Here is a 24,730-nt window from a genome sequence, read left to right on the forward strand (position 1 = left end):
ATATTACTTTCTGACCAGTCTCGTTAAAGCCATCCCAATAAATCCAGCACCCATCCCTATTAGCCATCCAGCATGCGTATCGCCTAATATAGATCCCACTCCTCCGCCAAGAAACATGCAGCCAACGAATACTAATCCTCCAATTCCCCAATTCGGTCGTTCCATAATGTAATCACATCCCTTCAATAAAACATATGCGATTAACTAGCCTAACTTTCTTGCATAGGATAGTTAATTATTTTGCTTATGCTTAGCACTTCAGGGAATTCAAAAAAAGCGGAGATTGAGCCATTTGAATGGATTGCAGAAGGAGAGTTTCATTTTTTCATATTAAATAACTTAAGAATGTGTTCCACAATTTATGACTCACCCCACCGCTATCCAGCTCAGAAAAGAAAGCAAAAACGAAAATTATATGCATCATTGACTACTGTTAATGAGACGTTATGTTAACCTCACATGAAGACCCTATTCATCCAAATTTACACAAAGTTGTCCTTGCTGATGGTACAATTAAAATCATGGAGGGATATCATGGGAATTTATTTTGTAATAACACTACTTCTTATAAACGGCACTGCAATATTCTTATTTTTCTTGTCTGTTTCACCAAAAATTAAGGCTAAAAACCTATCTTCAATAATGATCTGTTTAGGGATAAATCTAATCATAAGTCCAGCGGCTTTTCTTATAGGTGGGATAGCTGATTATGCAGGTGTAGCGGCTAATTATGGGGCTTATTTTGCGGGTGAGTCGGCAACAGCCCCTCCTCTAGTTAGTCGTGCACTTTATTTTTTCGGAGGATTTCTCTTTATTCAGGGAATTCCACTGCTCATACTACTTGCAGCTTTTTGGAAGTTTGCAAGGGCAAAGAAAATAAAACAAGTATAGAAGGATGAGTGGATGCCTTTTTAGAGTAGGGATCCGCTTTTTTCTTACTACTAATAATAGGATTTCATGTCATACGATAGAGTTAATACTAGAAAACTGTGAGGATGATTACGTTGATAAAATTTGCAATTAGTTATGCTGCAAGTCTGTTTGCTTTTATTTTTGGATGGTTCTTGATTTCATATATTTCTCATCCTAGCTTTATTCACCCGAACGTTGTATTAGGATTCATTAAAACGATCGTCACTTATGGTAGTATACCGGCTCTTGTAGCTTGTCTAATTGGGGAAGTGTTATACAGGAAAATCAAACGATGTAGAGAATTTCAATTTGGAATTCCTGTATTTATAGGACAAGCAGTTATCTATACACTTATACCATTTCTTTTACTTTTTCCTTTTAAATTTTCCCATTTCTTTGATTTCGTTGCACCTGTTATTATGGGGGCCTTATCTTTTTATTTAGTACGTAGAAAAATATAATTAACTTCAAGAGTGTGACAGGAAGAAGCCGGAGTGAATAAAACCATACTGTGCTCAAAAAACGCATCAATTCCTTGCAAAATCAACAATAAAAAGTATTTGTGGACCCTAGGATTAAACGGAACGAGAACAGTCAAAATGCCGGCATTGCTTTACTTAAAAGAAGAATTGAAAAGTTAGAGAAAAAGAATAAAGGGTTTGAGGAAGAAAATAAGTAATTGCGTGAAAAAGGAAATGTAAAGTTTACTGATTACTTCATGAAATTATAAAATTAGGACCGTACATATTAGACATATCTAAAATGTACGGTCCTTTTGTTTACTAGTGGTTCACTTATCTAACTTAAAGATAAGTATGTGGTCTTTTTACAATTTGAATTTCTTTTTAAGCTTCTTATATTTTCTATACGAACGTCTAACAATGTTTAACATAAAATACGGTATTTTAACAGGGAAAGGAAATTTATAAATGAAAGGCAAATAAAATGTAAAATATGCCTTTTCTAGGTCTCTCCACTTACTATCTTCTTTTGTTTTTAAGAAATCAGATACATCGACTACATATCCCCTTCCCTTTTCCATCATCACATTTTTTCCGTGAACATCACAAGGAGTTAATCCTTGTTCCCTTGCATACTCTAAAGCTGCATTGATATCAAGGATCACCTGCTTAGGAATTTTAATCCCTTTATGAACAGCATCGTATAAGGTAATTTCTTTTAAACGTTTCAATACTATGAAATTTTCTCCTTTATATATAAGCTTCGAATAAGAAGGATGATTTCCGATTCTTCGGTATACTTCTGACTCTTTTTCAATTCCTTCTCCTTCTCGTGCGTAAACTTTCACTACCCAATCTTTATATTCTTTGTGCATAAATACTGCGGCATAATTACCCATCCCTAAACACTTCCAAAGTCTAGGAATATCTTTAACTACTACAGGCTCGAATTCATCCTCACTTCTTATACTTACCTCTTTTAATAATTCGTCCTTTATCAATCCCACAAAACTGTTTATACTCATCATTTCCACTCCGGTTTTGCTAAAAGGGGGCCCACCCACATTTTAACGAAAATATACACTAAGTGAATTTTAGCATAAAACGAGTCATCTTTTTTCTTAAAATAAAAAGATGACTCGTTTTATTTGAACTGTTGAATACTTAATATTTATTCCACTATTCATAGCCAAAAACCGTACAACATAAAAATATCCCCAACTATTTTTACATATTTTCATTTTTTCAGAGGCAACCGTATAAGAGCTTTTATTAGTGCAAGTTCTCTTCGTTCATTGGCCATGCCAAATCCATGTTTGTTCATCGCATAAATATAACTTAACTTTTCATCTGGATCGGCAAGACAGAATGATCCTCCTGCGCCTGGGTAACCAAAAGAGGGATATCTGCTTTCAAATCGGATGCTTAGTACTCTATTTTATAATCTATAAACCTAACAGAAAAAGTTTCCTCAAAACGATAAAAATGAACCTCGGTGCTGTACAAAACACAAAATTATCGTTCTGGGGGTGGTGTGAGCTTTTAACTTGATGGGTATGGGGTACCGCCACATCGCTATCAAGCTAAGCTGCAGTAAGGACTAACTCAAATAGATCTTTTCTGTTTTCTAAAGAATTATTATGACCGATTTAAAAATCTGCATATCAAATAAACCCTAACGGGTTTCACTTTTTTGAATTAAGCGGCTTGATTATCAGACATGGTACAATTGTAAACGACACCTAATATATCAAAGACCGTTTTTTTCTCATACCAATGAGATTTTCTCCCGTTTTGCTGTAGGAGATTGAACAGGCGAAGTAACACCTTGGATAGCTCTTGGGTGTTTTTTTGTATAGTTTGGAATAGAAGAAGAAAATAGCCTTTAATCATATATATGGCTTTATACTCACTAAGCACTCGTTTTTTCTTCATGAGGAGCAATTGGCGCATTTGAAACATGATAGAAGAACAGAGTAGAATGGCAATCAGTTGCCCATACAAATGGCATTCCAATCGTTCTCGTTTTATCTTTTTACAATGATGAATGTGAAAGAATGATTTCCAAGTTTTAAATAAAATTTCAATTTGCCAACGTAAAGAATACCAATCATGCACTTGTCCCATCGGGACAATATCTGTAGGGGTGTTTGTCATATATACATTGATACCACTGAGTCGTTTACTACGAGGGGAATACTTCATTCCTTTCTTTTTTTCTCTTACTGCTTGATCTTGTAATCGTTTTTGTTGCTGTTGTTTTGTTAATCGATGAACAATTACACGAGCTGGCACTTTATCAATCATTCCTACATAAGCATCAGCTATTTCACATGTTTGTCCTGGTTGAAGGGAGTTCATTAACGTCTCCATATCTATCTGTATATACTCTGTACCTTTCTTAATTCTTCCATCTTGAAAATAATCAGGGTTAGGATTTTTTTGATATATACGTGTATTCGACTTGATACGAGAGATATAATAGGCCTCTTTATCTTGTATATATTGAAGGTCTTTTAAATGAAAATAACCTAAATCTCGGATACATAAATCATTCGCTATCACAGTTGGTGCACACAGAGAGCCGTAAGTGCGATCATGTTGTTTACCTGGACCTGTATGAATATGTAGAAACTGTCCACTTAACAAATCATACTCAAGTTGAATTTTTATCCCAGCTGTATGGCTGCATCCTCCTGCACCTGGATAAACCGATGAAAATACATCAGGGAGTTGAAATGCAGTTGAATCTAAAATACGAATACGCTTGAAAACAGAAGTGTATGGATAAGAAATCGGCATAGATGTGGCCAATTTTTTGGTTAGTAGTTCGGCCAGTAGGTGTTGTAAAAGTTGGACGGCCGCCTTATTAAATCGTTGATTCAGTCCCTCAGGACTGATAAGTACTGCTGTTGATGCTTCTAAACAGCTAGATAACTGAGCTAAAGAAGTCATAGCTATATTTTGGCTCACCCATACACATAAAGCTACTAAATCTTTTGCTTGATACTTACTGCTTCGTTGTACAAAACCAACATCTCTAGCAAGATCCCGCAAGGTATTTGGAGATAACAAACTTTGAATCTCTTGAGCAAATGGTTGTAATTCGTCAGACACAGAAACAGACATAAAAAACGCCATCCTTTCCTATGATTCTACAGAAAGAATAGCGCATTTTTTCATTTTAGGGTGGCATTTCTTTTTATTAGTTTGATAGCGAGGTGACGATACCCCTTTATTATTTTTCAGACTTCGCTTGTTCTAAAATGTATGCTTCTTCTTGTTCCGGTGTCGCTAATTCGTATGCTTTACCAGTGCTGTTATTGTCCCATTCCCATAATAAATTATGCTCCTCAACCGATTGAGAGAAATCGCCTTCATACCAACGAACCAACATCTTAAGGTACTGTTCTTTATATTGTAAGGTTCCACTATTACTTTCATCAATCGCTCGACGTACTTTTCCGATATTTTCTGGAGTCATTTTGATAAATCCTTGCTTTTCGTGAGATAATACTTTTTGATGAGTCATTTTGTGCATTGCATTGATTATATGACGATCAGAGTTGAGGTCAAGTATTACCTCTTCCCCTTTAATTCTCTCAGTCTGCTTTTCCTTAACGTCTGAACCTGCATACGTACCGACTTTGTAACCAGTAAAAATACCAACTGCTATAGCAATAACTAAGGTTGATGTGATTTTAATCCACTTTTTCAAACCTCTTACCCCCCTTTTATTGAAGTGTACCATAAAAGAAGAACTGTATACCCATATCTATCTGTGAGGTCTACATAACGCATCATTATCAGTAGTCAATGATGCATGAAATTGTCGTTCTGGGGGTAATTAAAAATCTTAGCTTGATAGCGATGTGACTCTACCCCTATATGGTCTTTTGTGAGAGTGATGGCAATCTTACATGTCAGCACGAGCGTCACCTTTGGTAGCAAGAAGTCCACTGGCGTTAGCCGGCTTGCCCCTTTAGAGGTGGGAGTGTCAATTCTTCTGTATATATTTGAAAAGATTGGCCTTTTTTTGCTGTTTACCTAACTGGGATACTATCAGGTCCCTCTAAGGGCCATTTCTCTTTCTATACTGTCTTTCTCAATGATTTTACATAACGTACTGTAATTAAAATCATACCAATGGTAAATGCAACTATTGATACCAATAATATAGCAATAGATAATATAACTTGATCAACTAATTCTATAGACTTGAATGGTAAAGACCATAAATATCCAAATCCCCACTTTGCTTCTGAAAAAAGAAATAAACCGATTAAAGATAGGATTATATTAACAAATGTAAAAGTGATAGATGTTTTTATAAATAAGAATAATAGGAGTTGCACTATTATAAGAGGAAATGTCGCAACAACAGAAATTAAAAATACTTTAATCATAAATTCTAAAGGAAATGGATCTGTAAAATCAAAATACATTCCTGATACATACAAGCTCATTAAAACTATTAAGTGTATTGCAGAAAATAATAACACACTAGATACAAATTTAGATAAAACAATTTTAAAATTAGTATTTGGAGATAGATGCATTATTTTCCAATTGGTTTTGTTTTCAAACTGACACAAGAAGGCTGTTACCATCCCTGAAATGACAGGGAGAAAAAAACCAACATAGAAAAAAGATATAAACATCCATACGCCCATCCATGAATTATCCAAACCGTGATTATACTCTCCTACCACGAATTTAGTATACATAATCATTGAATATATAATCGGACAAAGTGCTAAGATGAAAAATGTAATTTGTTGTGGGTGTTTTCTTATTTTTATCCAATCGGAATAAATTAAATTTATCATTTGAGATCTCCTTTGTTAGTTTTTATTATCCATTTTAATAAATAAGATGTATCCAATTCCTAAAATAAGAATAGTAATAGGAATTCCTGCTAGCATGTACCATTTATCGTATGACCATAACGTATTAAAAACATCTAGATTATTCACATAATTGATTGGAAAATATAAGATTTGATATGAAATAGGAAACCACCAAAGCTTAGTTGAGCTTAATATATCGCCGAAAAGATACGAAGCTAGAGCTAGTGCAACGATCACTGATTGATTCGATACATTAATGGATATAATGAACGCCAAAGCGCAAAATGGGATGCTAATAAGAAATGGATATAACGTAAAAACAAACACATGCTGCATGGAAACCGCATCTAAAGAAACACCTAAACCTGGAAGTAATAACACTGTACAAATCATATGTATTACGGTTGTAATAATAAGAGCAACCATAACAACAAGGAACTTATTTATATACACACTAAATTTCTGTACTGGATACGTAAATGTTCTTTTCCACGTAGAATTTTTATATTCAACATTGTTTACACTAGCTATAATAAACACCATAAAAAAGTTTAATATGTATTTTAAAATTTGCAAGTTTATACCGAATATAGTTTCTAATTTAATAGTATGAGAATTACTATAGTAATTTAGTCCAGCAAATTCACCTAATGCAAGTATAATAGGTCCTAAGATAACCAAAAACCAAAAATGACTTTTTCTATATTTTATATACTCAGTGGCTAATACATTTCTCATACACTTACAGCACCTTGTTCAACAATATCTAAATATGCTTCCTCTAAATTTTGCTTTTTGGTTTGGAAAGATTGAATAAAAATCTGATTCGTTACTAATAGTTGTTGAATATCATTCAGTGATTTTTCATCGTTATATTCAATACTAAAGATGTTATTATTTACATTGAATGTATAATTGGATTGTTCAAGTAATTTATCAGTAAGAGTCATATTATTAACACTAATTTCAACAATATTTAATGATTGTTTATTTTGTAAAGAAGATAATAAACCTTGGTACTTTATTTCTCCATGATGAATAATCCCGATATGATCAGCCATTTGTTCCACTTCACTTAAAATATGACTTGAAAGGATTATGGTAGAATTAAACATTTTTGGAGCTTTTTTTATTAATTCTTTCACTTCATAAACTCCCTGTGGATCTAAGCCATTAGTAGGTTCATCTAATATTAATAATTCAGGGTTATTTATGAAAGCAGCAGCTAATCCTAAACGTTGTTTCATACCAAGAGAATATTTTTTAAAAGCACGATTTCGATCCTCATATAGTTTAAATAAATTCAAAAGTTCTTTTATATGTTCTTTATCATGAACATTTTTCATTTTAGAAGCAATTAACAAGTTTTCGTATCCGGATAAATGCTCGTAAAAGGTTGGAGCTTCAATTAATGAACCTGTTTTAGATAAGATTTCTATTCTATTCTTTTGTATATCCATTCCCAATACTTCTACAGTTCCCTCATCAGCCTCTATCAATCCTAAAATGATTTTAAAAAATGTAGATTTACCAGCGCCATTCGGGCCTAATAATCCAAATATTTCACCCTTTTTTATAGTTAAATCAATCCCTTTTAAAACATGTTTGTCTTTATATTTTTTATGCAAACCTTTAATGTTTAAAACTTGATTATTCATCATATCAACCACCTGACGTTAGAATTTTAAATCAATTACACGACTCTGGAGGCCCATCTCCGGCACCCGCTATTTTTTTCAATTCATCTTCATCGATTGCACCAATTAATTTTTTTGTATCAAATTCTTGATTACGTAATTTAGCTAATTTTTCATTTTTAGACATAGTAACCATCTTTTTAGAATGTTCAGAAAACAAATATTAGAGTACTTCAAATTTCATTAACAAAGATTGGTGACAGGTTTAGATGTTATAGAAGGTAATTTATGTTGCCTTCTATCTCCAACATCACCAACCTTTTTTATTCCTTTAATATAAAGCTGTCTGTTTAATCCATTGTAAGACGATTAAAGGCATCATTATTTTCTTGAAATCAAATGATAGCTGAATTTGCTCTTCTAACTCTCCATGTATCTGCAATTGCTTTTGTAAGGCTAACATACACTCTGTAGTTTGGTCCTGTAACTTTGGATACATAAATTCTTTTGAATGCTGAATGCTTTCGCTTTGGTTTATCATATATCCAATAGCTATAGGTCCTTTTTCTTCACCTATTCCAGCCTTAAATTCTTGAACATTGATGTCTTTTAAATGAATAAAATAATCATTATAAAAATCTATTGCATAAGCACCTGGGGTAGATATACCAGTTACAATATTCGGTTGAAAAACAAATAGAATAGGTGCCAAAGCTGTAAATATTTGATTGTGAAATGCTTCATATAGAATTTGTGCTAAGGTATTAATATGAATAAATGGTTGAGCTAGACTAATCGATTCTTTTTGGGATGCTTGTTTATTCAATTGCTGTTTGTAAACATGATATGGCAATACGTCTTGTTCATTTGAAAAGTTTTTTAAACGTTGATTATTTTTCCCACCAAGATCCAAATGATAATTTATATTGTTTATCATATCTATAGAACTTTTTGTCTCTAGCATCAGATTAACCACCTCCTTGCTGTCTAACTTTCTGTACCTAAAATATACGTGATAATTTATGTTAATAACAATTAGTAAAATTCAGTTAAAAATATTTAAAATTATTGTTGTTTTTTTCTATATTATTTTACATGTTTTGTAATTCAGGAAAGTTTCTATAGGATTTAACCTTGTACAAATAAAAATATTGCTATCGTTGAAAATAAAATTAACTACTTAGTTTCGTTTAAAGCAAAGTTAATATAATAAAAAAAACAGGTGGAACTTACTTTCCGCCTGTTTTTTATCTATGGATTATTTAATAAGGGTATGTATTTGAAGGAAATCTTGAATATGGGGGATTAATTAATCAGCACCTGGTTGAATATCAGCGTAGAAAGTTGAGATGTCTTCTATACTAGTTTCTGCAGCTACATTTTGTGTAGTATCTGTACTAGTTATATTTTCAAATAAAGAAATACCGGATAACATAATAGCTGTAGTAAGAATGACATAAATTTTTTTGATTTTCATAATTCCAACCTCCAGTAGTAGTTGCTTTGTTAATTTAAATACTAATGGATGTCCTTTGTTACACGGAATTAGTAAAAAATTTTGATTTATAATTCCTTTTTTTTATAAAAACAAGTTACCTATTTAACCAATTTTATTTGTGATTTATCTTATGTTAAATTATATTAATCCAATACCTACTATTACTGCAGAATCACATAGAGGGGATATTGCGGATATCATTACCAAGATCCTTGATTAATCTCCCTCTATCTATGTATTTTTAGTTTGTTTTAATTCGTCGAATTTTCAATTGATATTTTTAGATATTTTGCTGACATTTTATAAGCGCGATTATCAAAAAAATAGTCTCCTAGTTCATGAGCCAGTTCACTTACTAAAGGATATTGTTTCTTTTCTAAACCAATTTCAATTGCTTTTTGCATCTGTTTTTCATATCCATAATCATCTCCTCTTAATTTAGATATCTGCCCCTTCAATCCATATAGTTGAACATTAGCGTAAGGTACATCAAAAATTGATAATAAATCAAACGCTTCATCCATAAATTTATTAACAGTTTTCCAATCTTTAAATTCTATATGAATCTCTATTAAGCTTCGTAATGCGTATACCTTTTGATGTTTTTGTTCGAGAAACTCACTTAATTGCAAACATTCTTCATAGTACTTAATAGCATTAGTATAGTCTTTTAAACCTTGATAAATTTTCCCATAATTATACGAGATTATAGGTGAATACATAGAATCTCCTTTATCTTCCAACCTACTTTCTGCCTGCTGTAAGCATTCAAGAGCCCTGTCATATAATCCATCTAAATCATACAGTATTGCGAGCATTAACAAAGTATCTATTACTTTATTCTTTATATTAAATCTCAAAAATATTTTGTAAGCTTTCTGCGCATACAAACGACTAATGCTTTTATCTTTATACAGCGCTTTATTTACAAGACACAGATTATAATATACACTGGCGTGTTGAGTAGTTTCTTCTAGATCAAGTAAACTCTCTATCTTCACGTAGATTTCATGTGCAGCCATATAATCTTGTTTATTATAAAAATAATAACCTCGAGCCATTAAATAATATATATAATCTTCAGTATACTGGAGGTCTATTTGATTTGGAATAACTTGCACAGCCTGATTTACAATTGCTTCTACATATACTAAGTTATTATTTCGGGAATGATAGTATATTAAAACACCATAAGCCTTTAATAATAAAAGAATAGAGTCTATATCACGAACATACAGTTCTAAAGAAGATAAATCTTTTTCACTTATAATTTTATCATTTTTATACTTATTACATATTCCAAGGAGCATAGGTTCTATATCCCCATAATCTGCATCTACAAGAAAATTGTAATCAACTTCCATCTTTTTAGCGACCTTTTCTAAAAAAGAAACAGAAGGTTTAATTTGTCCATTTTCAATTCTGCTTAAATACGTTATAGAGCATATTTCTGATACTAATTCCCCTTGCGTAAATTCTTTATGTATACGGATTTGTCGAATACGTTCACCAATATTCATATTTCCACTCCTTTCTTCGAATAACCTGGTTTGATTATTTTAGGGCAATATAATAAGAATAACGCCTATATTATCTATCATAGTATGTGTATAGTTTTATGTTCAGAGAGGGAAATGTTATTAATACTTATTTGGATGCATATGAAATTTGTATGCCCGATTTACTAATATCAGATTTTCCACCTTCCACTTACATTACTATATTATACCAATTTACTCATACTTACGCCTAACAAAATTTATCTTTTATACCTTCAGATCTTTAAAATAAAAGTCTTCTGTCTAAAAACGATAAAATAATTAAAGAACCTTATATGTTGCAGAAACTATCTCAAATCACGAAACATGTAAAACAATACAGAAAAAACTATAAAAAATTCACAATTTTTTAATTAAATTTTACTAATTGTTATTAACGGGGTACAGTCCCATCGCTATCAACCTAATAAAACAAAATACCCTCTAAAATTAAAAAATGAGCTGACTTCTCAAAATAAATAACTATAGAGAAAGAAAATTTTCATTTAGGGGGTACTTCAAAACCTTAGCTTGATGGGCATGGGGTACCGCCACATGCCCATCAACTTAAGAAAAGTAAATACCCCCAAAAAGAAAAAATGAGTTGAATTCTCAAAATAACTAATTGTAGAGAAAGAGAATTTTCATTTAGTGTGTACTTCAAAATAATACCATTTAAAATACCGGTTCTTATTAGAACCGGTATTTTTATTATGTATTAAGCTTTAGGATCCATTAATTATAGGATAGCCTATAGATTTAACACATTCCCCTATAGTTAGGTTACTTAGATTTTTTCAATTCTTTGTTTGCTTTATCTATTAACTTAGAAGCAGTCTCTAATCTTTCAAGCCCACCATCAACTTCATATTCTTTACCCTTATCTAAACCTTCTTGTATGATTTCCACCCCATCTTTTACATGAATCATCGCTACACCTACATTATGTTGTACTGGGTGATCTTTTACTTCATACTCTAACTTACTTATTTTGTCCACTAACTGTAAATAAGGTTTAGATACTTCTTTTAACTCTTCTGACTTTTTCTTCATTGACTTGCTACTTTTTACAATACCGTCTATTTCTTTAGATTGTTCGGAGAAATCTTTCATTAAATATGCTAGGTTCTTACTGAAGTCTTCTTTTTTATTCTGTTTAACAGAAGCTTCCATTGCTTCATCTTTCTTAACCTTAGTCTCACATCCAACCCCAGTTAACATTAACATTGGAACTACTAAAAAAGATAAAATCTTACGTTTCATTGACATATACCCCTTTGTTTTAGAATGCTTTTTCTATCCATTCCACTTTTCCTCAGCTATAGCTAGATCTTCAATAATAGTGTTAAACTCTTTATTTAATTGGAGTAGGTTACCTGCATAAATGTCTTCCTTTTTTGCATCATCTTTCGAAACAATAGCGTGCTCTTCATCTATTGCATTACTTCCACAACCAACTCCTCCTACTAATAGCATGAAGGATAACGCAAGTTTTAGTGCCTTTCGTTTCACATCTCTCCCTGCTTTCTTCAAACTCATTTTCTAGTAGTTCAGAAGATAACAAAATTACCACTGTATTAATTTATCTTTCTATTTGATGTCTTTCATCATCTCGTTTGCTTCGTCTATCTTCTTAGAAGCCTTAACTACTGCATCATTACCTATTGCTATTAATTTTCTATCTTTTAATTCTAGACCGTCTCCAATTGATTTAAGTGACATATCTAGTAAACCCATAGCAGTATCCATTGTAAATTGCACATCTTTATACTTTTCGTCATGCTTTAATTTTTTAACCTTTTCAGATGTTTCAAGTAAGTCTTTAGAAGCTAAATCAAATTCTTTCTTCTTCTCTTCTACTGACTTTTGGCCTGTTAATATGTCACTTACGACCTTGGACTGTTCAGAAACATCTTTCATTAGATAGGCTAAGTTTTCTTCATAGTCTTCTTTCTTATTTTGCTCAATAGAAATTTTACTGTCTACTTGTTTTTCTTTTGTAGTACACCCTGCTGCTCCCCCTGCTACAAACATAAGTGAAAATGCTAATAATATTAGATTCTTTACCTTCAAACCCCTACACCCCCAAAAAAATTGTAAGTAATTAACATATGAAACCATAACATAAATTACGTAAATAGACTATAAAAAAATAGCGATTCTTACGATAAATTTTGAGTATTCTAACAACCTTAAAATATGTATCACAATTATAAAGTATCTGGCTCCATATACTTTTTTAATAATCCTATATTCAACTTCTAAAGTTTAGTATTTTGTTGCTTTTTATGCTCCCTAGGATACCGTCAGCATTTTTCAAAATAATCTATGCTATGCCGAAAAATAAAATCAGCTGTCTATGTGGACAGCTGATTTACATAATTATCGATATCGGAAGTTGATTAATATTAGCTTATTTGTCTTATAAGTTAAATCGAGAACAATTAGATTCCAAAATATTTCAGTTCTTTTTGTATGTTATTTAAGGCAAACCTCTTTCGTTTTTTAAAGAAGTTCTTTGGTTCGTTTGAAGATAATCTCCAAAGAAGTCGTATATCCTGCGAGTGTTAGCGTAAGGACTTGAACAAATTCCCAACCATCCTCAGCATGTTCTATAATAATACGCTTATAATCTTCTTTGGGTTGCCCTTTCCATCCATCAATTTCGACTTTCACAAATTTGTAATCATACATATCCTTCCACCTCTTTTTCCCTAATTGTACCATTTAGAAGAAGCGATGTGTTGTACTTTTTTGACTGTATACTCTATACATATGGAGTTAACATAACGCATCATTATCAGTAGCAAGGACAAGGAGGAATCTTCCCCTTACAAGGGAACCTCCTTTCTTTGTTCTATCGACCTATGCATTTTTTATACATTCCTATCCTGGCACGGTTTTAGGGTTCTTTTTTGTTGTTGGATCAACAACAAAAATTGTATTAAATTTTGCATACTCCTAGGGGTCACTATATATGAACGCTACGTATTTGACTTTCTCAATGACCAACATTACTTAACGTGGTAAAATATTATTCGGATGGGAATCCAATGTTATTAAAATTAAAGTGGTTATCAAGTCGGAGGAAGATACCTTAGTGTGTCTTTTCTTTTTAAAATATATAAGCGCACCATCCCTTTCCTAATAGGGGCCTCCCCTCCAGCCTCCTTACAGGGAGAATGATAAGGCTTTTTTTATTTACCCAATTACCGAGCTCTCAAATATTTTAAATAGTTACAATACATGTATTGCTTCAATAACTTATGATTATTCTTAAGAATGTCATTGAAATGTACCAATAGATGTTAGTGCAGCAAAATAAATTGTGTTATGATGTGAGCAAATATAAAGCTATCTAACGGAGGGATTCACATGCCGCATGTTGTGTTTCGTGGAATTACTACTGAACAATTAAAACGCATAAGCAAGCCATTAGTAGAAGAGCTCGCAGAGATTTGTGAGTGTGGTACGGATAATTTTACGTTGGAACTACCAAGTTCTACGTTTGTATTCAATGGAGAAGAAATAGAAGCGTTTCCTCTTATTGAAGTGAAATGGTTCGAGCGTGGACAGGAAATTCGTGATCGATTTGCCAAGGCCATTACTACATATGTAATGGATTTTGGACTTCCAGAAGTAGAGGTTGTATTTACGGTTTTCACAGAATCAGCGTATTATATTAATGGGAAGCATTGTGCAAGTTAGAGCTATTTGAAAGATTTTTGTAACATTTATAAGGGGTAGAACCACATTGCCATCATGCTAAGAAAAGCGAATATCCAAACACAAAAAAATGAACTCAATTCTCATAGACAACTAACTGTGAAGAGATAAAATTTTTGTTTTTGGGGACATCAAAATATTAGCTTGATGGTGTTGTAGCGATCCCCCTTTTAAAATAGTAGAGTATAAACATGAAAAAACTCCTAACAAATTTTGTTAGGAGTTTTTTCAAATACGCGATATTTTTTTAATCTTCACTATTGATTTCTATTGTACCTGTTCTAGCACTAACCTTTAAACTATTTAACAGATTATCAGGTGTCTTGATTTCCACTTCATATTCAAATGTAGATTGTGCTAAGTTGTCATCTTCTAATTCGAATTCCTTTTTCACATTCATAATTTCTCCATTTGTATGCGCTAAAGAAATTTCACGAACTTGTTTCTCTGTGTAGTTTTCATTCTTTTTTGCATAATTGTAACCCATACCATAATATCCCCCAACAATAGCAATACCACTTACTAAAATAGCAATTACACTTATCATTATTTTCTTTTTATGTTTTAACATGTTCATCCACTCCTTAATAATTAATCATCTATTCCAAATCTTGCTTCAAGCGCATTTTCTGCTTGCTCTAATTGATCTTCCAGTATATCGCGTTCTCTTTCTTGCGCTTTATATTGTTCAATAGTTATCGTTCCGGCGTGATAATCTGCTTCTAGCTGATTATCAGATAGATCTATTTTGTCATCTAATTGATCAATTTCTTTTTTTGCTGCTAAGTACGTATTTAAGTTTTCTTCTTTAGCTCCAACTGGTTTCGTGTTATTTGCCTTTTCAACGATAGATGTGATTTCGTTTTTAAAATCTTGTATTTGCTTCGTATCATTCGTAGCAGGCCCTGTTTTGTGTGGTTCTTGTTGTAGTTGAGCACTTTCTTTTTGCAATGTATCATTTTCCACTTTCAGTTGTTGTACTTCTGTATTGTTATCAGCTTGAGTAGAACAAGCTGTTAAAATTAAACAAGACATTGCTCCAATCAACATCCACTTTCTCATTCTGTTTTCCTCCCTTTACATGTGCACCTTATCCTTGCCTTTATGTTACTGAACAAACATTAAAGGAAGATTAATGTACAAAAAAATAAAATGATATAATTAAATAGTTTCTAATCTTTCTTTAATGTTTTGGAATTATAGTGATACATATTAATAAGAAGAAAAGGAGAATGGTAATGCGAGTTCTTATTGTCGAAGATGAACAAGACTTACAAAATATATTGGTAAAACGATTAAATACTGAACATTATAGTGTCGATGCATGTGGGAATGGAGAAGATGCCTTAGATTATATAAACATGGCTACCTACGATTTGATTGTACTTGACATTATGATTCCCGGAATAGATGGCTTACAAGTATTACAAAGATTACGCGCGGACAATCATACAACTCCTGTCTTGCTTCTTACAGCTAAAGATACAATTGATGATCGCGTAACAGGACTCGACTTAGGTGCGGACGATTATTTAGTAAAGCCGTTTGCTTTTGACGAACTGCTAGCAAGAATTCGCGTGTTAATGCGAAGAAATACAGGAAATACATCTAATGTGTTTGAAATCGCTGACCTAGTGGTAGATTGCAATATGCATAAAGTAACAAGAGGAGGCCAGGTTATCACTCTTTCCAGTAAAGAATTTGCTATTTTAGAATATATGATTCGTAATAAAGACGTTGTGCTGACACGAGATAAAATTGAGCAACATGTGTGGAATTACGACTATGAAGGTGGCTCGAATATTATTGATGTTTACGTCCGCTATCTTCGTAAAAAAATTGATAGCCAGTTTGAAACGAAGTTAATTCATACAGTACGAGGAACTGGTTACGTATTGCGAGTAGAATCATGAAAAGACTATCAATCAAAATGAGAGTGACCCTGTGGTATACGGGGCTAATTGTAATTATTATGGCACTCGTGTTAGCTTTTATTTTAACTTCTTCAGATAAAGTTTTGCTTTTTAATATGAAAGATCAATTGAAGAGCACAGTAAAAGAAAGTATTGAAGATATCGAGTATAAGCATGGTCAATTAAAGATGGACGATGATTTTGAAACCTTTGAAGATGGAGTAAATATCATCATTTATAGTAAACAAGGTGAGCCGCTGGCAGGAAATAGTCCAACAAGCTTTAATAAAAAGATATCGCTTAAATCCGATGAAATACAAACTATTAAAGACGGTAATAAAGAATGGATTGTATATGATTTTCTCCATAATGCAGGCGGCGATGAGCAAGTCTGGATTCGTGGAATAATGACTATGAGCCAATTATCATCAACGATGAATACGCTTATCGTGATAACACTCATCTCATTCCCATTACTTATTCTCATTGCCGCAGTGGGAGGATATTTTATTACACAAAGAGCGTTTCGACCTGTGCAACAAATGAGTGATTCAGCTAGTAAAATTGGTGATGGTAAAGACCTTTCGAAGAGAATTCATTTACAAGGTTCACCGAAAGACGAAATGTATCATTTAGCACAAACCTTTGACAAAATGTTTGAGCGATTGGAAACATCGTTCGAAAGTGAAAAACAATTTACATCTGACGCATCTCATGAATTAAGAACACCAACATCTGTTATTATTTCACAATGCGAATACGCTTTATCACTGAGGAATAATCCGAAAGAAATGGAAGAATCGTTAGAAGTAATTTTAAAGCAATCACGTAAAATGTCCGCGCTAATCTCACAACTCTTATTATTAGCAAGAGCTGACCAAGGAAAGCATAATAATTTCCAATTTGAATGTATCAATATGAGTGAATTAACGGAAATCGTTGTAGAAGAGCTTTCATTAATGGTTCAAGAAGCTTCGATTGATATAACAACTCATATAGAGGAAGACCTGTTTATGAAAGCAGATCAAACATTGATGATGCGTTTATTAATGAATTTACTAACGAATGCGATTGCTTATAGCAAAGCGAACGGCACTGTGCATATGCAACTGTTCCGTGATGAAACCAACATAATAGGTAAAGTCTCCGATAATGGCATAGGCATCAGCGAGCAACATATTACGAAAATATGGGACCGCTTCTATCGAGTTGACGCAGCACGAACATCTTCAAGCACCGGAAACACAGGTTTAGGATTGTCGATGGTAAAATGGATTGTCGAACTACACGGAGGAGAAATTACAGTTGAAAGTAAATTAGGAGAAGGCAGTACTTTTACATTTAAACTACCAATTGAAAAACAAGCATAATTTATGAATGTGTGTAGCTCCAGAATAAAGATTCTTCAATCCTTATATAAAAGTAACCGACGCATTTTAATCAGCATCGACTTTATCATTTTGGACAACCTTTTCTGTTAAGTTGATATACATGTAGAAAAAACTATCGAAATAAAACCCCAGAAATCCAAAGGTCTCTGGGGCTTCATTATATATTTAGCTCTTTTTGCTTTTTGTTTTGTTTATGTTTATACAGCAATTTTCGGCTTATGAGAGAAATCAGTAATAAGACCAGTATTAGTACGAAAAGTTGCATAAATGATAAATCAAAATATTTAGCACCTGTAACGATTAACAGTGTAGAAATCGTACCTTTTACAATGAAAAAAATAATAATCCATAATCCGCCTTTTTTCCAGTTCATTTTTATATTACCCTTTCCTACGTTTAAATTCTTTAATGGGACACCTTATTAAAAATCTATTATATTAATAAAAAAGTCATGTCTAATTAAATGCGACGATTCCATAATAAATGAAAATGATATTCAATGTCAATTTTATTGACTATTTAAATACCTGTTTCTTCATCTCAATCTATTTCTACTTTATTTCTTACAGGTAATGAACTCTTGTTTTCAAACAAAAACACCTCCATTGAATTTACATACTTCGTATGTGAATTCAAGAGGTGTTTTTTCATATACCATCAGGTAAGATTTCCTGCTTTATTTATTTCTTGATACGTACCTATTTTCTAGTACACAATAACTGGATCATTCGTGTTCAAACTATCATATACAGTTTTTGCAACATTAGGTAGAAGGTTCACACACCCGCCTGATCCTCCTGTTAAATAAGCATTATTTGCCCAATCTTTTCGCCAGCCTGCATCATGGAATCCTTGACCGCTATTTGTGAATGGAACCCAGTAATCTACTTTAACTGCATAATCAGCTTTACCTACTGCGCTTCCTTTCAGCGTGTATGGTGTTCGTTTATATAGAACGTACCACACACCTGGTGATGTATCTTCACTCGTGCTATGTTTACCCGTTACTACATTTGTTGTGACGACTAATTTCCCATCTTTATAAATCCAAATTTGTTGATCTGCAATTGAAACTTCTGCATATGTGTCTCCGATGCCATTGTTTGCTGTTGTTTCATAACCGATCCCTTCCTTCTTCCAACCATTCCCGTGAATATTAGAAGCAGAAAGCGATTTTTCGCCTTTCTCAAAGGCTTCTTGAACTTGTTTTGTTTCTTTTTCCACATCTAGTGCCCAGCCGTATCCTTGCCCTTTTACTGATATGACTGAACCAGAATGTGTTTTAAAAGCGAAGTCTTTATGTAATGTAGATTTTGCCTTATTAATTTCAGCAACCTTATTCTTAATGTCGCTCGCATCGATTGTTACTTTCATATCCTTTGACATAGTAGCATTTTGAATTAAATCTTTCGCTTTTAATGAATACACTTCATCCTGCACTTTATAATCAACAGACTGCGTAAGAAGATTCTGTAATGCTTTCTCTTCTTTTTTGATGATTGGATCGTCTTCTTTAATAGGCTGTATGTATGCAGACTTTAGATGAATTTCGCTTTTATGCTTCTGCTTGTCGTAATCTTTTAGTAGATTCGTAACGTCATACTGTTTTCCATCAACGCTCTTCGCAATAACAACTTTTCCTTGTTCGAGCTTAGCCATAGCATCTTGAGGCGCTTTTAATTTTTCATTCATAGAAACAAGCTTTTCTTCTACAAGTTTTTTCATCGTTTCACTACGATACTGATCCGCTTCTTTCGGTAGCAATGAATAATCTTTTTCCTTTGTGGAAGGGAAAAATGTCCACTGACTTTTTAATAGTTTCTTAACTTGTGGCAAGTCTTTTTCCGTCAGTTCCGTTTTTGTATCTTGTTCATCTAAAATTTGTTGTTGATCAATATAGACTTTGTTTGCTAGTCCAGATGTTTTTAATTTCTGTATTGCCTGATCAGCGCTCAAACCACCGACTTTTGTATCGTTAATCGTAACATTCGAATTGAAGTGAGTTGCTTGATAATAGCTCATTCCTCCAATAAGAAGTGCAATTACACCGCCACCCGCTGCGATTAGCTTCCAATTTGTAAAACGTTTTTTTGATCTTACCCGTTTTTTCTCAACTTCTTCAACAGATTCATTTACTATATTGTTGTTCATCAATCTTTCCCCCGTATACATAAACGTCAATTGATTTAAACCAAAACCATTGATTAGTGTACCTTATTTTTCCTGAAATTTCATTATTTTTAACCAAGTTTTATTCCATTTAATCGATTAAAGTTAGATTTTTTAATAGAAAGATATATAAAGATGGTAGATAAAGTGAAAAAGGACCACACCAATCGAGTTATTATGAGCCCCTCACATTCACTGAATTTTGAAGGGCGATACTCTCTATAAACATTTTAACCTAGTAAAATAATTTTTAGAAGGTTAAAGTTAGAGGCTGGCACCATAGAATGTATATTATTTATGAAAAATATCCACAAAAAAAGGACTACATGTAGACTCTTTTTTGTGAATATTTTAATGTCGCATTTTTTATAAATTCAAATGCAAACTATTCTTCCCGCTTTTCACCAGGTTTCACAACCTCTACTATCAGCCTAACGAATTTCACCTTATGACCTTTATCATCAACAATTTCAAGTTTCTTAAAACTATTAAATATGTTTGTACCACGCTTTGTTGATACGTTTAATCTTTACAGATGTTGAAGTTTTAGACTCATTCTTTGGTGTAATCCTATTATTAGAACATCCTGCAATGGTGAGACAGCATGTAGCCAATAAAACTAATAATATTAACTTCTTCAAATAGCCACTCCTATATAAGGAAAATATTATATTGAGAAAATTAAACATAACATCGAATCTTTGTAAAAACAATATATTTCCTAGTATTATTATTCAATGGCGAATTAATGGAAACCTTAAGGTTCATTAATCTGCTTATAAGCGGAGAACCTCATGCTCATCAAGTCAATGTCCAATTTCCATTTTATCCGATTCTCAATATTTATTCCAATATAAAAAGATAGCTATTTTTGCTGAATACTAATTATCTCCAAAATGAAAAATACGAGCTGAGTTCCTATAACCCTATATACTTTTATTCAACTAGGTTCTCCCCTGTAACAATCTGAAACAAAGTGGCTGCATGTTTCCCTTCTAATTGAACGTACCGACTATCCCCCGCTATGATCTCTATTTTATCCTTATTAGGACTTACCCAAATTTGATACAACACAGCCTTCGCCTCTATTTTCGGATTTTTAAATTGAAAAATAAAGTGATAATCAGCTGGACGAGACATTTCCACTTTTTTATTTTCAAAATTAGCATCATTTAATATTTTCTTTACTTGCAACACTTCGTTATTATCTGCCACTGCCTTAAAATCTTCATATTCATTATCACCAATATGTTTTTGAACTTGAATTCTTTGATCTTCATTTTCTGATATATTTGAGCAGCCGGTTATTATGAGTATACAGATCGCAATAAAGACTTGAGACCAATTTCTAATTTTCATATTAATACCCTCTTTTCAATACAAAATATTTCGATTTGTAAAATAAAGGTAATTAATTTAAACTTAAAAATATAAATAATAAAGAGAAAGGAGTGTCGTTCTATGCAGTTAAAAACATACACTTGGAAAAGTTATATGTTTCTCATTGTAAGTATATTCGTTACTATTAATCTCTTTCTCTTCGCACCTATTTTAGACAGAGTTGGAGTAGAATATGTCGTGCCTTTCGCCTACTTCATATTAGCTTCCACTGTTATAGCGATCCTATTAGCGGTCATCTCTTTTTGTAGCCAATCTGAGAAAAAAATTTTAGCCATTATCGGTTTATGTTTTACTCTATTTAACACAGCAATTATTTTATTTTTCCTTTGGTTTGGTTACCATTTCACTTAATTGAAATATAAATAAACTCCATAAGCCACAAATAAAATTAGTAACATAGAAATGCTAAGTACCGTATATATGGTCCATTTTACATTTGAACTCATATACTCCCTCCTCTCACCTCCTAATAATTCCAGTATATAACAAAAAAGCATTGGATACCCAATGCTTTTTTACACTTACGCAAATAAAGATGTATTCGCGTATAACGCTGGTGAACCACCTGAATGTACGAATAAAATGTTGTCTTCTTTATTAAATGTACCTTTTTTAATTAAGTCGATTAATCCCGCTACCGCTTTACCTGTATACACTGGATCCAGTAAAATACCTTCTGTTTTCGCAAGTAATTGAACTGCTTCCACCATTTCTGGCGTTGGTAACGCGTAACCTGGTCCTACATATTCATCAAAGCATGTAACAGCTTCGCGCGGGATAAAGTTCGGAATACCAACGTGAGCTGCCGTTTCCTCTACAAGTTTTGCTACTTTCTCTTCTTGTTCTGCTTTTCCTCTACTTACGTTGATTCCGATTACAGGAATGTGACTTTGTGTTCCAGCAAAACCAGTAATTAAACCAGCGTGCATACCAGCACTACCACTTACACAAACAACTGTACTGAAATCAATTCCTTGGTCAAATGATTGTGCCATAATTTCTTGCGCACAAGCAACGTATCCCATTGCACCAGTAGGATTTGATCCACCAACTGGTATTACATATGGTGTATTACCTTTTTCACTTACTTCTTTCGCTACTTTATGCATCTCTTCCATAAGATCTGCTCCGTTTGGTACAACAATTACATTTTCAGCACCTAGTAAATGATATAAGAAATAGTTTCCGTTAAAGTCTGGCTTCTCTTCTGGCTCAAGCCCTTCTTCTAATACAAGAATACATTTCATTTTTTCTTTTACCGCAGCTGCAAGTGTTAGACGGCAATGATTTGACTGAATACCACCAGCTGTAATTAACGTATCTGCACCTTTTGCCTGTGCATCCGCAACTAGAAACTCTAACTTTCTCGTCTTATTACCACCAGCTGTTAAACCAAGTAAATCATCTCGTTTAAAATAAATAGTCGGCCCACCAAGTGCTTCAGAAAAATTGTTTAATTTTTCAATTGGTGTATATGACTCTGTATATTTTTTTCTCGGGAATTTAGCTAAATTCATTAATAACGCTCCTTTTGTACTTCTTTCACAATGTATGTAACGATACTATTATTACATGTAAAAATGATGAAGTCATCTTTCTGGTGGAAAAATGTATTGGAATTCGGTTTTTGTGAATGGAATTGTATTAATAATTTTAACTTTAATACGATACATGAAATTACATTAATGATTTTAACCTAATTACGGTACATGAAATTTATATCGACGATTTTTCAAATATATCGTTCATAACTTGAAATATATCAACGATTTTTTCAATATATCGACGATTCGACATGAGATATCGACTTGCCGACAAAAAGTGACAAAACAAAAAGAGCCCACTCATTCAAAAGTAGGCCCTTACTAATCACTTATTTGCCGAAAATCGAAGAAGCTGCGTTAATCCTGGTTCTAAGTTCATTTCGCCTTTATGACGTACGTATACAGTCTTGGTCCCATCAAATTTTTGAGGGTTCGCTGGATTATACGTCAACCACTCGTTCGTTCCTTCTACAGAGTACTCCATATATTCCGTTGCACCGACAATTACATTTTTACTATCATCAGCTGTTACATTTGGTGCCATTTGTGCGACTTTCGCATCACTAATTAATAGCTTCTTTATATCCTTATCACGTTTATAATCGTAAGCTGTTACCATTACATCGTTACCATATGCTTTCACTTGTAATCCTTGTTTAAATGAATATCCATCTGGAGCAGTCTTCTCTCCGCCATTTGGTCCAGCCGACATCCAGCCTGTTTCAATCCCACCCGTATTTACAACTGTAAATCCTTTTTCATCTCCGCCTGCAATTTTCTTTTTACCAGCCCAGTCTGGTAAGTTTAAATCCCAATGCGTATGACTCGTGAAGAAAACAACTTGCGGATAGTCTTTTAATATATCGTACAACTTATCGACGTTTAAATAATCTTGTAAGTACGGTGATTGTCTTGATCCAGATACTGTATCAGGTAAAACGTGATGAGAGAAAATGAAGATTGGCTTATTTTTATCTTTTTGACTGTACTCTTCTAAATTTTGTTTTAACCATCCTAATTGCTCATCACTCATAAATACTTCATCCCACATTTTTGAATCGTGGTATTTCATATATTTTTCAGTTCCTAAAAATAAAAGCGGATAACCGCCTAATTCTTTTTTATGATATACCTTTTCTTGCCCGCTAAATTGTAAGTAGCGGTTGAATAGCGTTTCTTCCGTTACACCATTTGGCCATGTACTTTGAGAGAGTTTCCCATCAGCTGTCCATTTACCAGCATAAAACTCATGATTCCCAACAGTTGACCATACATTCTCTGGATGCTTATTTTTGTTTAACACACGCTTCACATCATCATATTGCGACTGCTGTCCAGTTGGCGTTATATCTCCATTCATAATAAGCGCTCTAGAAAGTGGCGTCACTTTGTTCATATCTTTTAATACGTGATCAAAATCCCCTAAGTCCCCTTGAATATCACTAATAACGTTAAAAGTTGTAGCTGATTTTCGGATTTGCTCTTTCCCTTCCGCATGTGCTGAAAATGTCGGTAATAACGCCGCCATAACAGCTAATGAAGCAACTGCCTTTTTCATACAAATTCTCCCCCTAATAATAAAATGTACAAACTGACATGTTCTGCTTTCTCTTAGGTGCTTGTCCAATTCACATTATAGGGAGAGATTGTAAAGATAGATGACGTTAAAAGTTAAGTGTTTTTTAAGAGA

General features: G+C 33.0%; 27 protein-coding genes and 1 pseudogene. 6 read left to right on the plus strand and 22 right to left on the minus strand.

The genetic code is table 11. The features are described 5' to 3' along the window. Positions 1-3: 3 nt before the first annotated feature. A complete protein-coding gene (locus DN392_RS30325) occupies positions 4-165 on the minus strand; it encodes a hypothetical protein (RefSeq protein ID WP_000441005.1) in 162 nt (53 codons plus the stop codon). A 369-nt stretch (positions 166-534) separates the two neighbouring features. Between DN392_RS30325 and DN392_RS11110 the strand changes: the two genes are divergently transcribed. Both DN392_RS11110 and DN392_RS11115 read left to right on the plus strand, forming a co-directional pair. Then, positions 535-891: a hypothetical protein gene (locus DN392_RS11110; protein ID WP_000513488.1), complete on the plus strand. Its 357-nt coding sequence runs from the start codon at positions 535-537 to the stop codon at positions 889-891. Between the two features lie 104 nt (positions 892-995). Further along, complete coding sequence (locus tag DN392_RS11115; RefSeq protein ID WP_088321379.1) at positions 996-1,373, plus strand: hypothetical protein; 378 nt, start codon at positions 996-998, stop codon at positions 1,371-1,373. 365 nt (positions 1,374-1,738) lie between these two features. Here DN392_RS11115 and DN392_RS11125 read toward each other — a convergent pair whose 3' ends face one another. The 14 genes and pseudogenes from DN392_RS11125 to DN392_RS11185 form a co-directional block, all read right to left on the minus strand. Then, the gene (locus tag DN392_RS11125; RefSeq protein ID WP_170771164.1) at positions 1,739-2,401 is read right to left on the minus strand and encodes a serine/threonine protein kinase; all 663 of its coding nucleotides are present in this window, start codon (positions 2,399-2,401) and stop codon (positions 1,739-1,741) included. A gap of 670 nt (positions 2,402-3,071) precedes the next feature. Then, positions 3,072-4,502, minus strand: a complete 1,431-nt coding sequence (locus DN392_RS11135; RefSeq protein WP_149238021.1) for an IS4 family transposase — start codon at positions 4,500-4,502, stop codon at positions 3,072-3,074. A gap of 109 nt (positions 4,503-4,611) precedes the next feature. Further along, positions 4,612-5,091 (minus strand): PRK06770 family protein, encoded by a 480-nt coding sequence (locus DN392_RS11140; protein WP_064449640.1) that lies wholly within the window; start codon positions 5,089-5,091, stop codon positions 4,612-4,614. A 373-nt stretch (positions 5,092-5,464) separates the two neighbouring features. Further along, the gene (locus tag DN392_RS11145) at positions 5,465-6,202 is read right to left on the minus strand and encodes an ABC transporter permease (protein ID WP_002160131.1); all 738 of its coding nucleotides are present in this window, start codon (positions 6,200-6,202) and stop codon (positions 5,465-5,467) included. Positions 6,203-6,217: 15 nt separating this feature from the next. Beyond that, positions 6,218-6,961: an ABC transporter permease gene (locus tag DN392_RS11150; protein ID WP_001246721.1), complete on the minus strand. Its 744-nt coding sequence runs from the start codon at positions 6,959-6,961 to the stop codon at positions 6,218-6,220. Continuing rightward, entirely contained in the window at positions 6,958-7,884 is a 927-nt protein-coding gene (locus DN392_RS11155; RefSeq protein WP_002160127.1) for an ABC transporter ATP-binding protein, read from the minus strand. The genes DN392_RS11150 and DN392_RS11155 overlap by 4 nt, the downstream gene beginning before the upstream one ends. A 37-nt stretch (positions 7,885-7,921) precedes the next feature. Next, positions 7,922-8,047 (minus strand): annotated as a pseudogene (locus tag DN392_RS30735) (class II lanthipeptide, LchA2/BrtA2 family); the annotation flags it as partial. 144 nt (positions 8,048-8,191) lie between these two features. After that, positions 8,192-8,824: a hypothetical protein gene (locus DN392_RS11160; protein WP_002160126.1), complete on the minus strand. Its 633-nt coding sequence runs from the start codon at positions 8,822-8,824 to the stop codon at positions 8,192-8,194. A gap of 345 nt (positions 8,825-9,169) precedes the next feature. Then, complete coding sequence (locus DN392_RS30330) at positions 9,170-9,337, minus strand: hypothetical protein (RefSeq protein WP_165502251.1); 168 nt, start codon at positions 9,335-9,337, stop codon at positions 9,170-9,172. 272 nt (positions 9,338-9,609) lie between these two features. Continuing rightward, a complete protein-coding gene (locus DN392_RS11165; RefSeq protein WP_064057490.1) occupies positions 9,610-10,878 on the minus strand; it encodes a helix-turn-helix domain-containing protein in 1,269 nt (422 codons plus the stop codon). A gap of 801 nt (positions 10,879-11,679) precedes the next feature. Then, a complete protein-coding gene (locus DN392_RS11170; RefSeq protein ID WP_064057489.1) occupies positions 11,680-12,165 on the minus strand; it encodes a hypothetical protein in 486 nt (161 codons plus the stop codon). A 27-nt stretch (positions 12,166-12,192) separates the two neighbouring features. Then, positions 12,193-12,408: a hypothetical protein gene (locus DN392_RS11175; protein WP_000822989.1), complete on the minus strand. Its 216-nt coding sequence runs from the start codon at positions 12,406-12,408 to the stop codon at positions 12,193-12,195. A 78-nt stretch (positions 12,409-12,486) separates the two neighbouring features. Beyond that, positions 12,487-12,969 carry a hypothetical protein gene (locus tag DN392_RS11180; protein ID WP_064449711.1) on the minus strand — a complete coding sequence of 161 codons (483 nt, stop codon included), beginning with the start codon at positions 12,967-12,969 and terminating at the stop codon, positions 12,487-12,489. Between the two features lie 432 nt (positions 12,970-13,401). Continuing rightward, a complete protein-coding gene (locus tag DN392_RS11185) occupies positions 13,402-13,590 on the minus strand; it encodes a DUF4177 domain-containing protein (RefSeq protein ID WP_000272493.1) in 189 nt (62 codons plus the stop codon). A 681-nt stretch (positions 13,591-14,271) separates the two neighbouring features. On the opposite strand from DN392_RS11185, the gene DN392_RS11190 reads away from it, so the two are divergent. Continuing rightward, entirely contained in the window at positions 14,272-14,604 is a 333-nt protein-coding gene (locus DN392_RS11190; protein ID WP_001120967.1) for a DUF1904 family protein, read from the plus strand. 265 nt (positions 14,605-14,869) lie between these two features. Here DN392_RS11190 and DN392_RS11195 read toward each other — a convergent pair whose 3' ends face one another. Together DN392_RS11195 and DN392_RS11200 are read right to left on the minus strand one after the other, a co-directional pair. After that, positions 14,870-15,193, minus strand: coding sequence for a PepSY domain-containing protein (locus DN392_RS11195; RefSeq protein WP_000912144.1), 324 nt, complete (start codon positions 15,191-15,193; stop codon positions 14,870-14,872). A gap of 20 nt (positions 15,194-15,213) precedes the next feature. Further along, positions 15,214-15,684 carry a hypothetical protein gene (locus tag DN392_RS11200; RefSeq protein WP_064449264.1) on the minus strand — a complete coding sequence of 157 codons (471 nt, stop codon included), beginning with the start codon at positions 15,682-15,684 and terminating at the stop codon, positions 15,214-15,216. A 176-nt stretch (positions 15,685-15,860) separates the two neighbouring features. Here DN392_RS11200 and DN392_RS11205 point away from each other — a divergent pair, with 176 nt between their 5' ends. Both DN392_RS11205 and DN392_RS11210 read left to right on the plus strand, forming a co-directional pair. Then, positions 15,861-16,535, plus strand: a complete 675-nt coding sequence (locus DN392_RS11205) for a response regulator transcription factor (protein ID WP_061672060.1) — start codon at positions 15,861-15,863, stop codon at positions 16,533-16,535. After that, positions 16,532-17,905 (plus strand): sensor histidine kinase, encoded by a 1,374-nt coding sequence (locus DN392_RS11210; RefSeq protein WP_002108096.1) that lies wholly within the window; start codon positions 16,532-16,534, stop codon positions 17,903-17,905. The genes DN392_RS11205 and DN392_RS11210 overlap by 4 nt, the downstream gene beginning before the upstream one ends. Before the next feature lie 178 nt (positions 17,906-18,083). On the opposite strand, the gene DN392_RS11215 is transcribed toward DN392_RS11210, so the two are convergent. The 3 genes from DN392_RS11215 to DN392_RS11230 all read right to left on the minus strand — a co-directional run bounded on the left by DN392_RS11215 (position 18,084) and on the right by DN392_RS11230 (position 21,454). Beyond that, positions 18,084-18,299, minus strand: a complete 216-nt coding sequence (locus DN392_RS11215; RefSeq protein ID WP_001104092.1) for a hypothetical protein — start codon at positions 18,297-18,299, stop codon at positions 18,084-18,086. A 332-nt stretch (positions 18,300-18,631) separates the two neighbouring features. Continuing rightward, positions 18,632-20,077 (minus strand): L,D-transpeptidase family protein, encoded by a 1,446-nt coding sequence (locus DN392_RS11220; RefSeq protein ID WP_064449266.1) that lies wholly within the window; start codon positions 20,075-20,077, stop codon positions 18,632-18,634. Positions 20,078-21,031: 954 nt separating this feature from the next. Next, entirely contained in the window at positions 21,032-21,454 is a 423-nt protein-coding gene (locus DN392_RS11230; protein WP_000702376.1) for a YhfM domain-containing protein, read from the minus strand. A 102-nt stretch (positions 21,455-21,556) separates the two neighbouring features. Between DN392_RS11230 and DN392_RS11235 the strand changes: the two genes are divergently transcribed. Beyond that, a complete protein-coding gene (locus DN392_RS11235) occupies positions 21,557-21,847 on the plus strand; it encodes a hypothetical protein (RefSeq protein ID WP_001176306.1) in 291 nt (96 codons plus the stop codon). Between the two features lie 170 nt (positions 21,848-22,017). On the opposite strand, the gene cuyA is transcribed toward DN392_RS11235, so the two are convergent. Then, the gene (cuyA, locus tag DN392_RS11240) at positions 22,018-23,013 is read right to left on the minus strand and encodes a D-cysteate sulfo-lyase (RefSeq protein ID WP_001046584.1); all 996 of its coding nucleotides are present in this window, start codon (positions 23,011-23,013) and stop codon (positions 22,018-22,020) included. A 352-nt stretch (positions 23,014-23,365) separates the two neighbouring features. Next, complete coding sequence (locus DN392_RS11245; protein ID WP_000710416.1) at positions 23,366-24,598, minus strand: DUF4073 domain-containing protein; 1,233 nt, start codon at positions 24,596-24,598, stop codon at positions 23,366-23,368. Positions 24,599-24,730 lie beyond the last annotated feature (132 nt).

Origin of the sequence: Bacillus sp. BB51/4, from assembly GCF_008368845.1 — a bacterium.
Classification (GTDB): domain Bacteria; phylum Bacillota; class Bacilli; order Bacillales; family Bacillaceae_G; genus Bacillus_A; species Bacillus_A wiedmannii.

Excerpts from the sequence above, each read along its gene's own strand:
- DN392_RS11165 (WP_064057490.1), bottom strand. The coding sequence starts at position 10,878 with ATGAATATTGGTGAACGTATTCGACAAATCCGTATACATAAAGAATTT.
- DN392_RS11210 (WP_002108096.1), top strand. The coding sequence starts at position 16,532 with ATGAAAAGACTATCAATCAAAATGAGAGTGACCCTGTGGTATACGGGG.
- DN392_RS11200 (WP_064449264.1), bottom strand. The coding sequence starts at position 15,684 with ATGAGAAAGTGGATGTTGATTGGAGCAATGTCTTGTTTAATTTTAACA.
- DN392_RS30325 (WP_000441005.1), bottom strand. The coding sequence starts at position 165 with ATGGAACGACCGAATTGGGGAATTGGAGGATTAGTATTCGTTGGCTGC.
- DN392_RS11160 (WP_002160126.1), bottom strand. The coding sequence starts at position 8,824 with ATGCTAGAGACAAAAAGTTCTATAGATATGATAAACAATATAAATTAT.
- DN392_RS11145 (WP_002160131.1), bottom strand. The coding sequence starts at position 6,202 with ATGATAAATTTAATTTATTCCGATTGGATAAAAATAAGAAAACACCCA.
- DN392_RS11190 (WP_001120967.1), top strand. The coding sequence starts at position 14,272 with ATGCCGCATGTTGTGTTTCGTGGAATTACTACTGAACAATTAAAACGC.
- DN392_RS11170 (WP_064057489.1), bottom strand. The coding sequence starts at position 12,165 with ATGTCAATGAAACGTAAGATTTTATCTTTTTTAGTAGTTCCAATGTTA.
- DN392_RS11195 (WP_000912144.1), bottom strand. The coding sequence starts at position 15,193 with ATGTTAAAACATAAAAAGAAAATAATGATAAGTGTAATTGCTATTTTA.
- DN392_RS11185 (WP_000272493.1), bottom strand. The coding sequence starts at position 13,590 with ATGTATGATTACAAATTTGTGAAAGTCGAAATTGATGGATGGAAAGGG.
- DN392_RS11135 (WP_149238021.1), bottom strand. The coding sequence starts at position 4,502 with ATGTCTGTTTCTGTGTCTGACGAATTACAACCATTTGCTCAAGAGATT.
- DN392_RS11235 (WP_001176306.1), top strand. The coding sequence starts at position 21,557 with ATGCAGTTAAAAACATACACTTGGAAAAGTTATATGTTTCTCATTGTA.
- DN392_RS11220 (WP_064449266.1), bottom strand. The coding sequence starts at position 20,077 with ATGAACAACAATATAGTAAATGAATCTGTTGAAGAAGTTGAGAAAAAA.
- cuyA (WP_001046584.1), bottom strand. The coding sequence starts at position 23,013 with ATGAATTTAGCTAAATTCCCGAGAAAAAAATATACAGAGTCATATACA.
- DN392_RS11150 (WP_001246721.1), bottom strand. The coding sequence starts at position 6,961 with ATGAGAAATGTATTAGCCACTGAGTATATAAAATATAGAAAAAGTCAT.
- DN392_RS11205 (WP_061672060.1), top strand. The coding sequence starts at position 15,861 with ATGCGAGTTCTTATTGTCGAAGATGAACAAGACTTACAAAATATATTG.
- DN392_RS11215 (WP_001104092.1), bottom strand. The coding sequence starts at position 18,299 with ATGAACTGGAAAAAAGGCGGATTATGGATTATTATTTTTTTCATTGTA.
- DN392_RS30330 (WP_165502251.1), bottom strand. The coding sequence starts at position 9,337 with ATGAAAATCAAAAAAATTTATGTCATTCTTACTACAGCTATTATGTTA.
- DN392_RS11155 (WP_002160127.1), bottom strand. The coding sequence starts at position 7,884 with ATGATGAATAATCAAGTTTTAAACATTAAAGGTTTGCATAAAAAATAT.
- DN392_RS11230 (WP_000702376.1), bottom strand. The coding sequence starts at position 21,454 with ATGAAAATTAGAAATTGGTCTCAAGTCTTTATTGCGATCTGTATACTC.
- DN392_RS11245 (WP_000710416.1), bottom strand. The coding sequence starts at position 24,598 with ATGAAAAAGGCAGTTGCTTCATTAGCTGTTATGGCGGCGTTATTACCG.
- DN392_RS11125 (WP_170771164.1), bottom strand. The coding sequence starts at position 2,401 with ATGATGAGTATAAACAGTTTTGTGGGATTGATAAAGGACGAATTATTA.
- DN392_RS11110 (WP_000513488.1), top strand. The coding sequence starts at position 535 with ATGGGAATTTATTTTGTAATAACACTACTTCTTATAAACGGCACTGCA.
- DN392_RS11115 (WP_088321379.1), top strand. The coding sequence starts at position 996 with ATGATTACGTTGATAAAATTTGCAATTAGTTATGCTGCAAGTCTGTTT.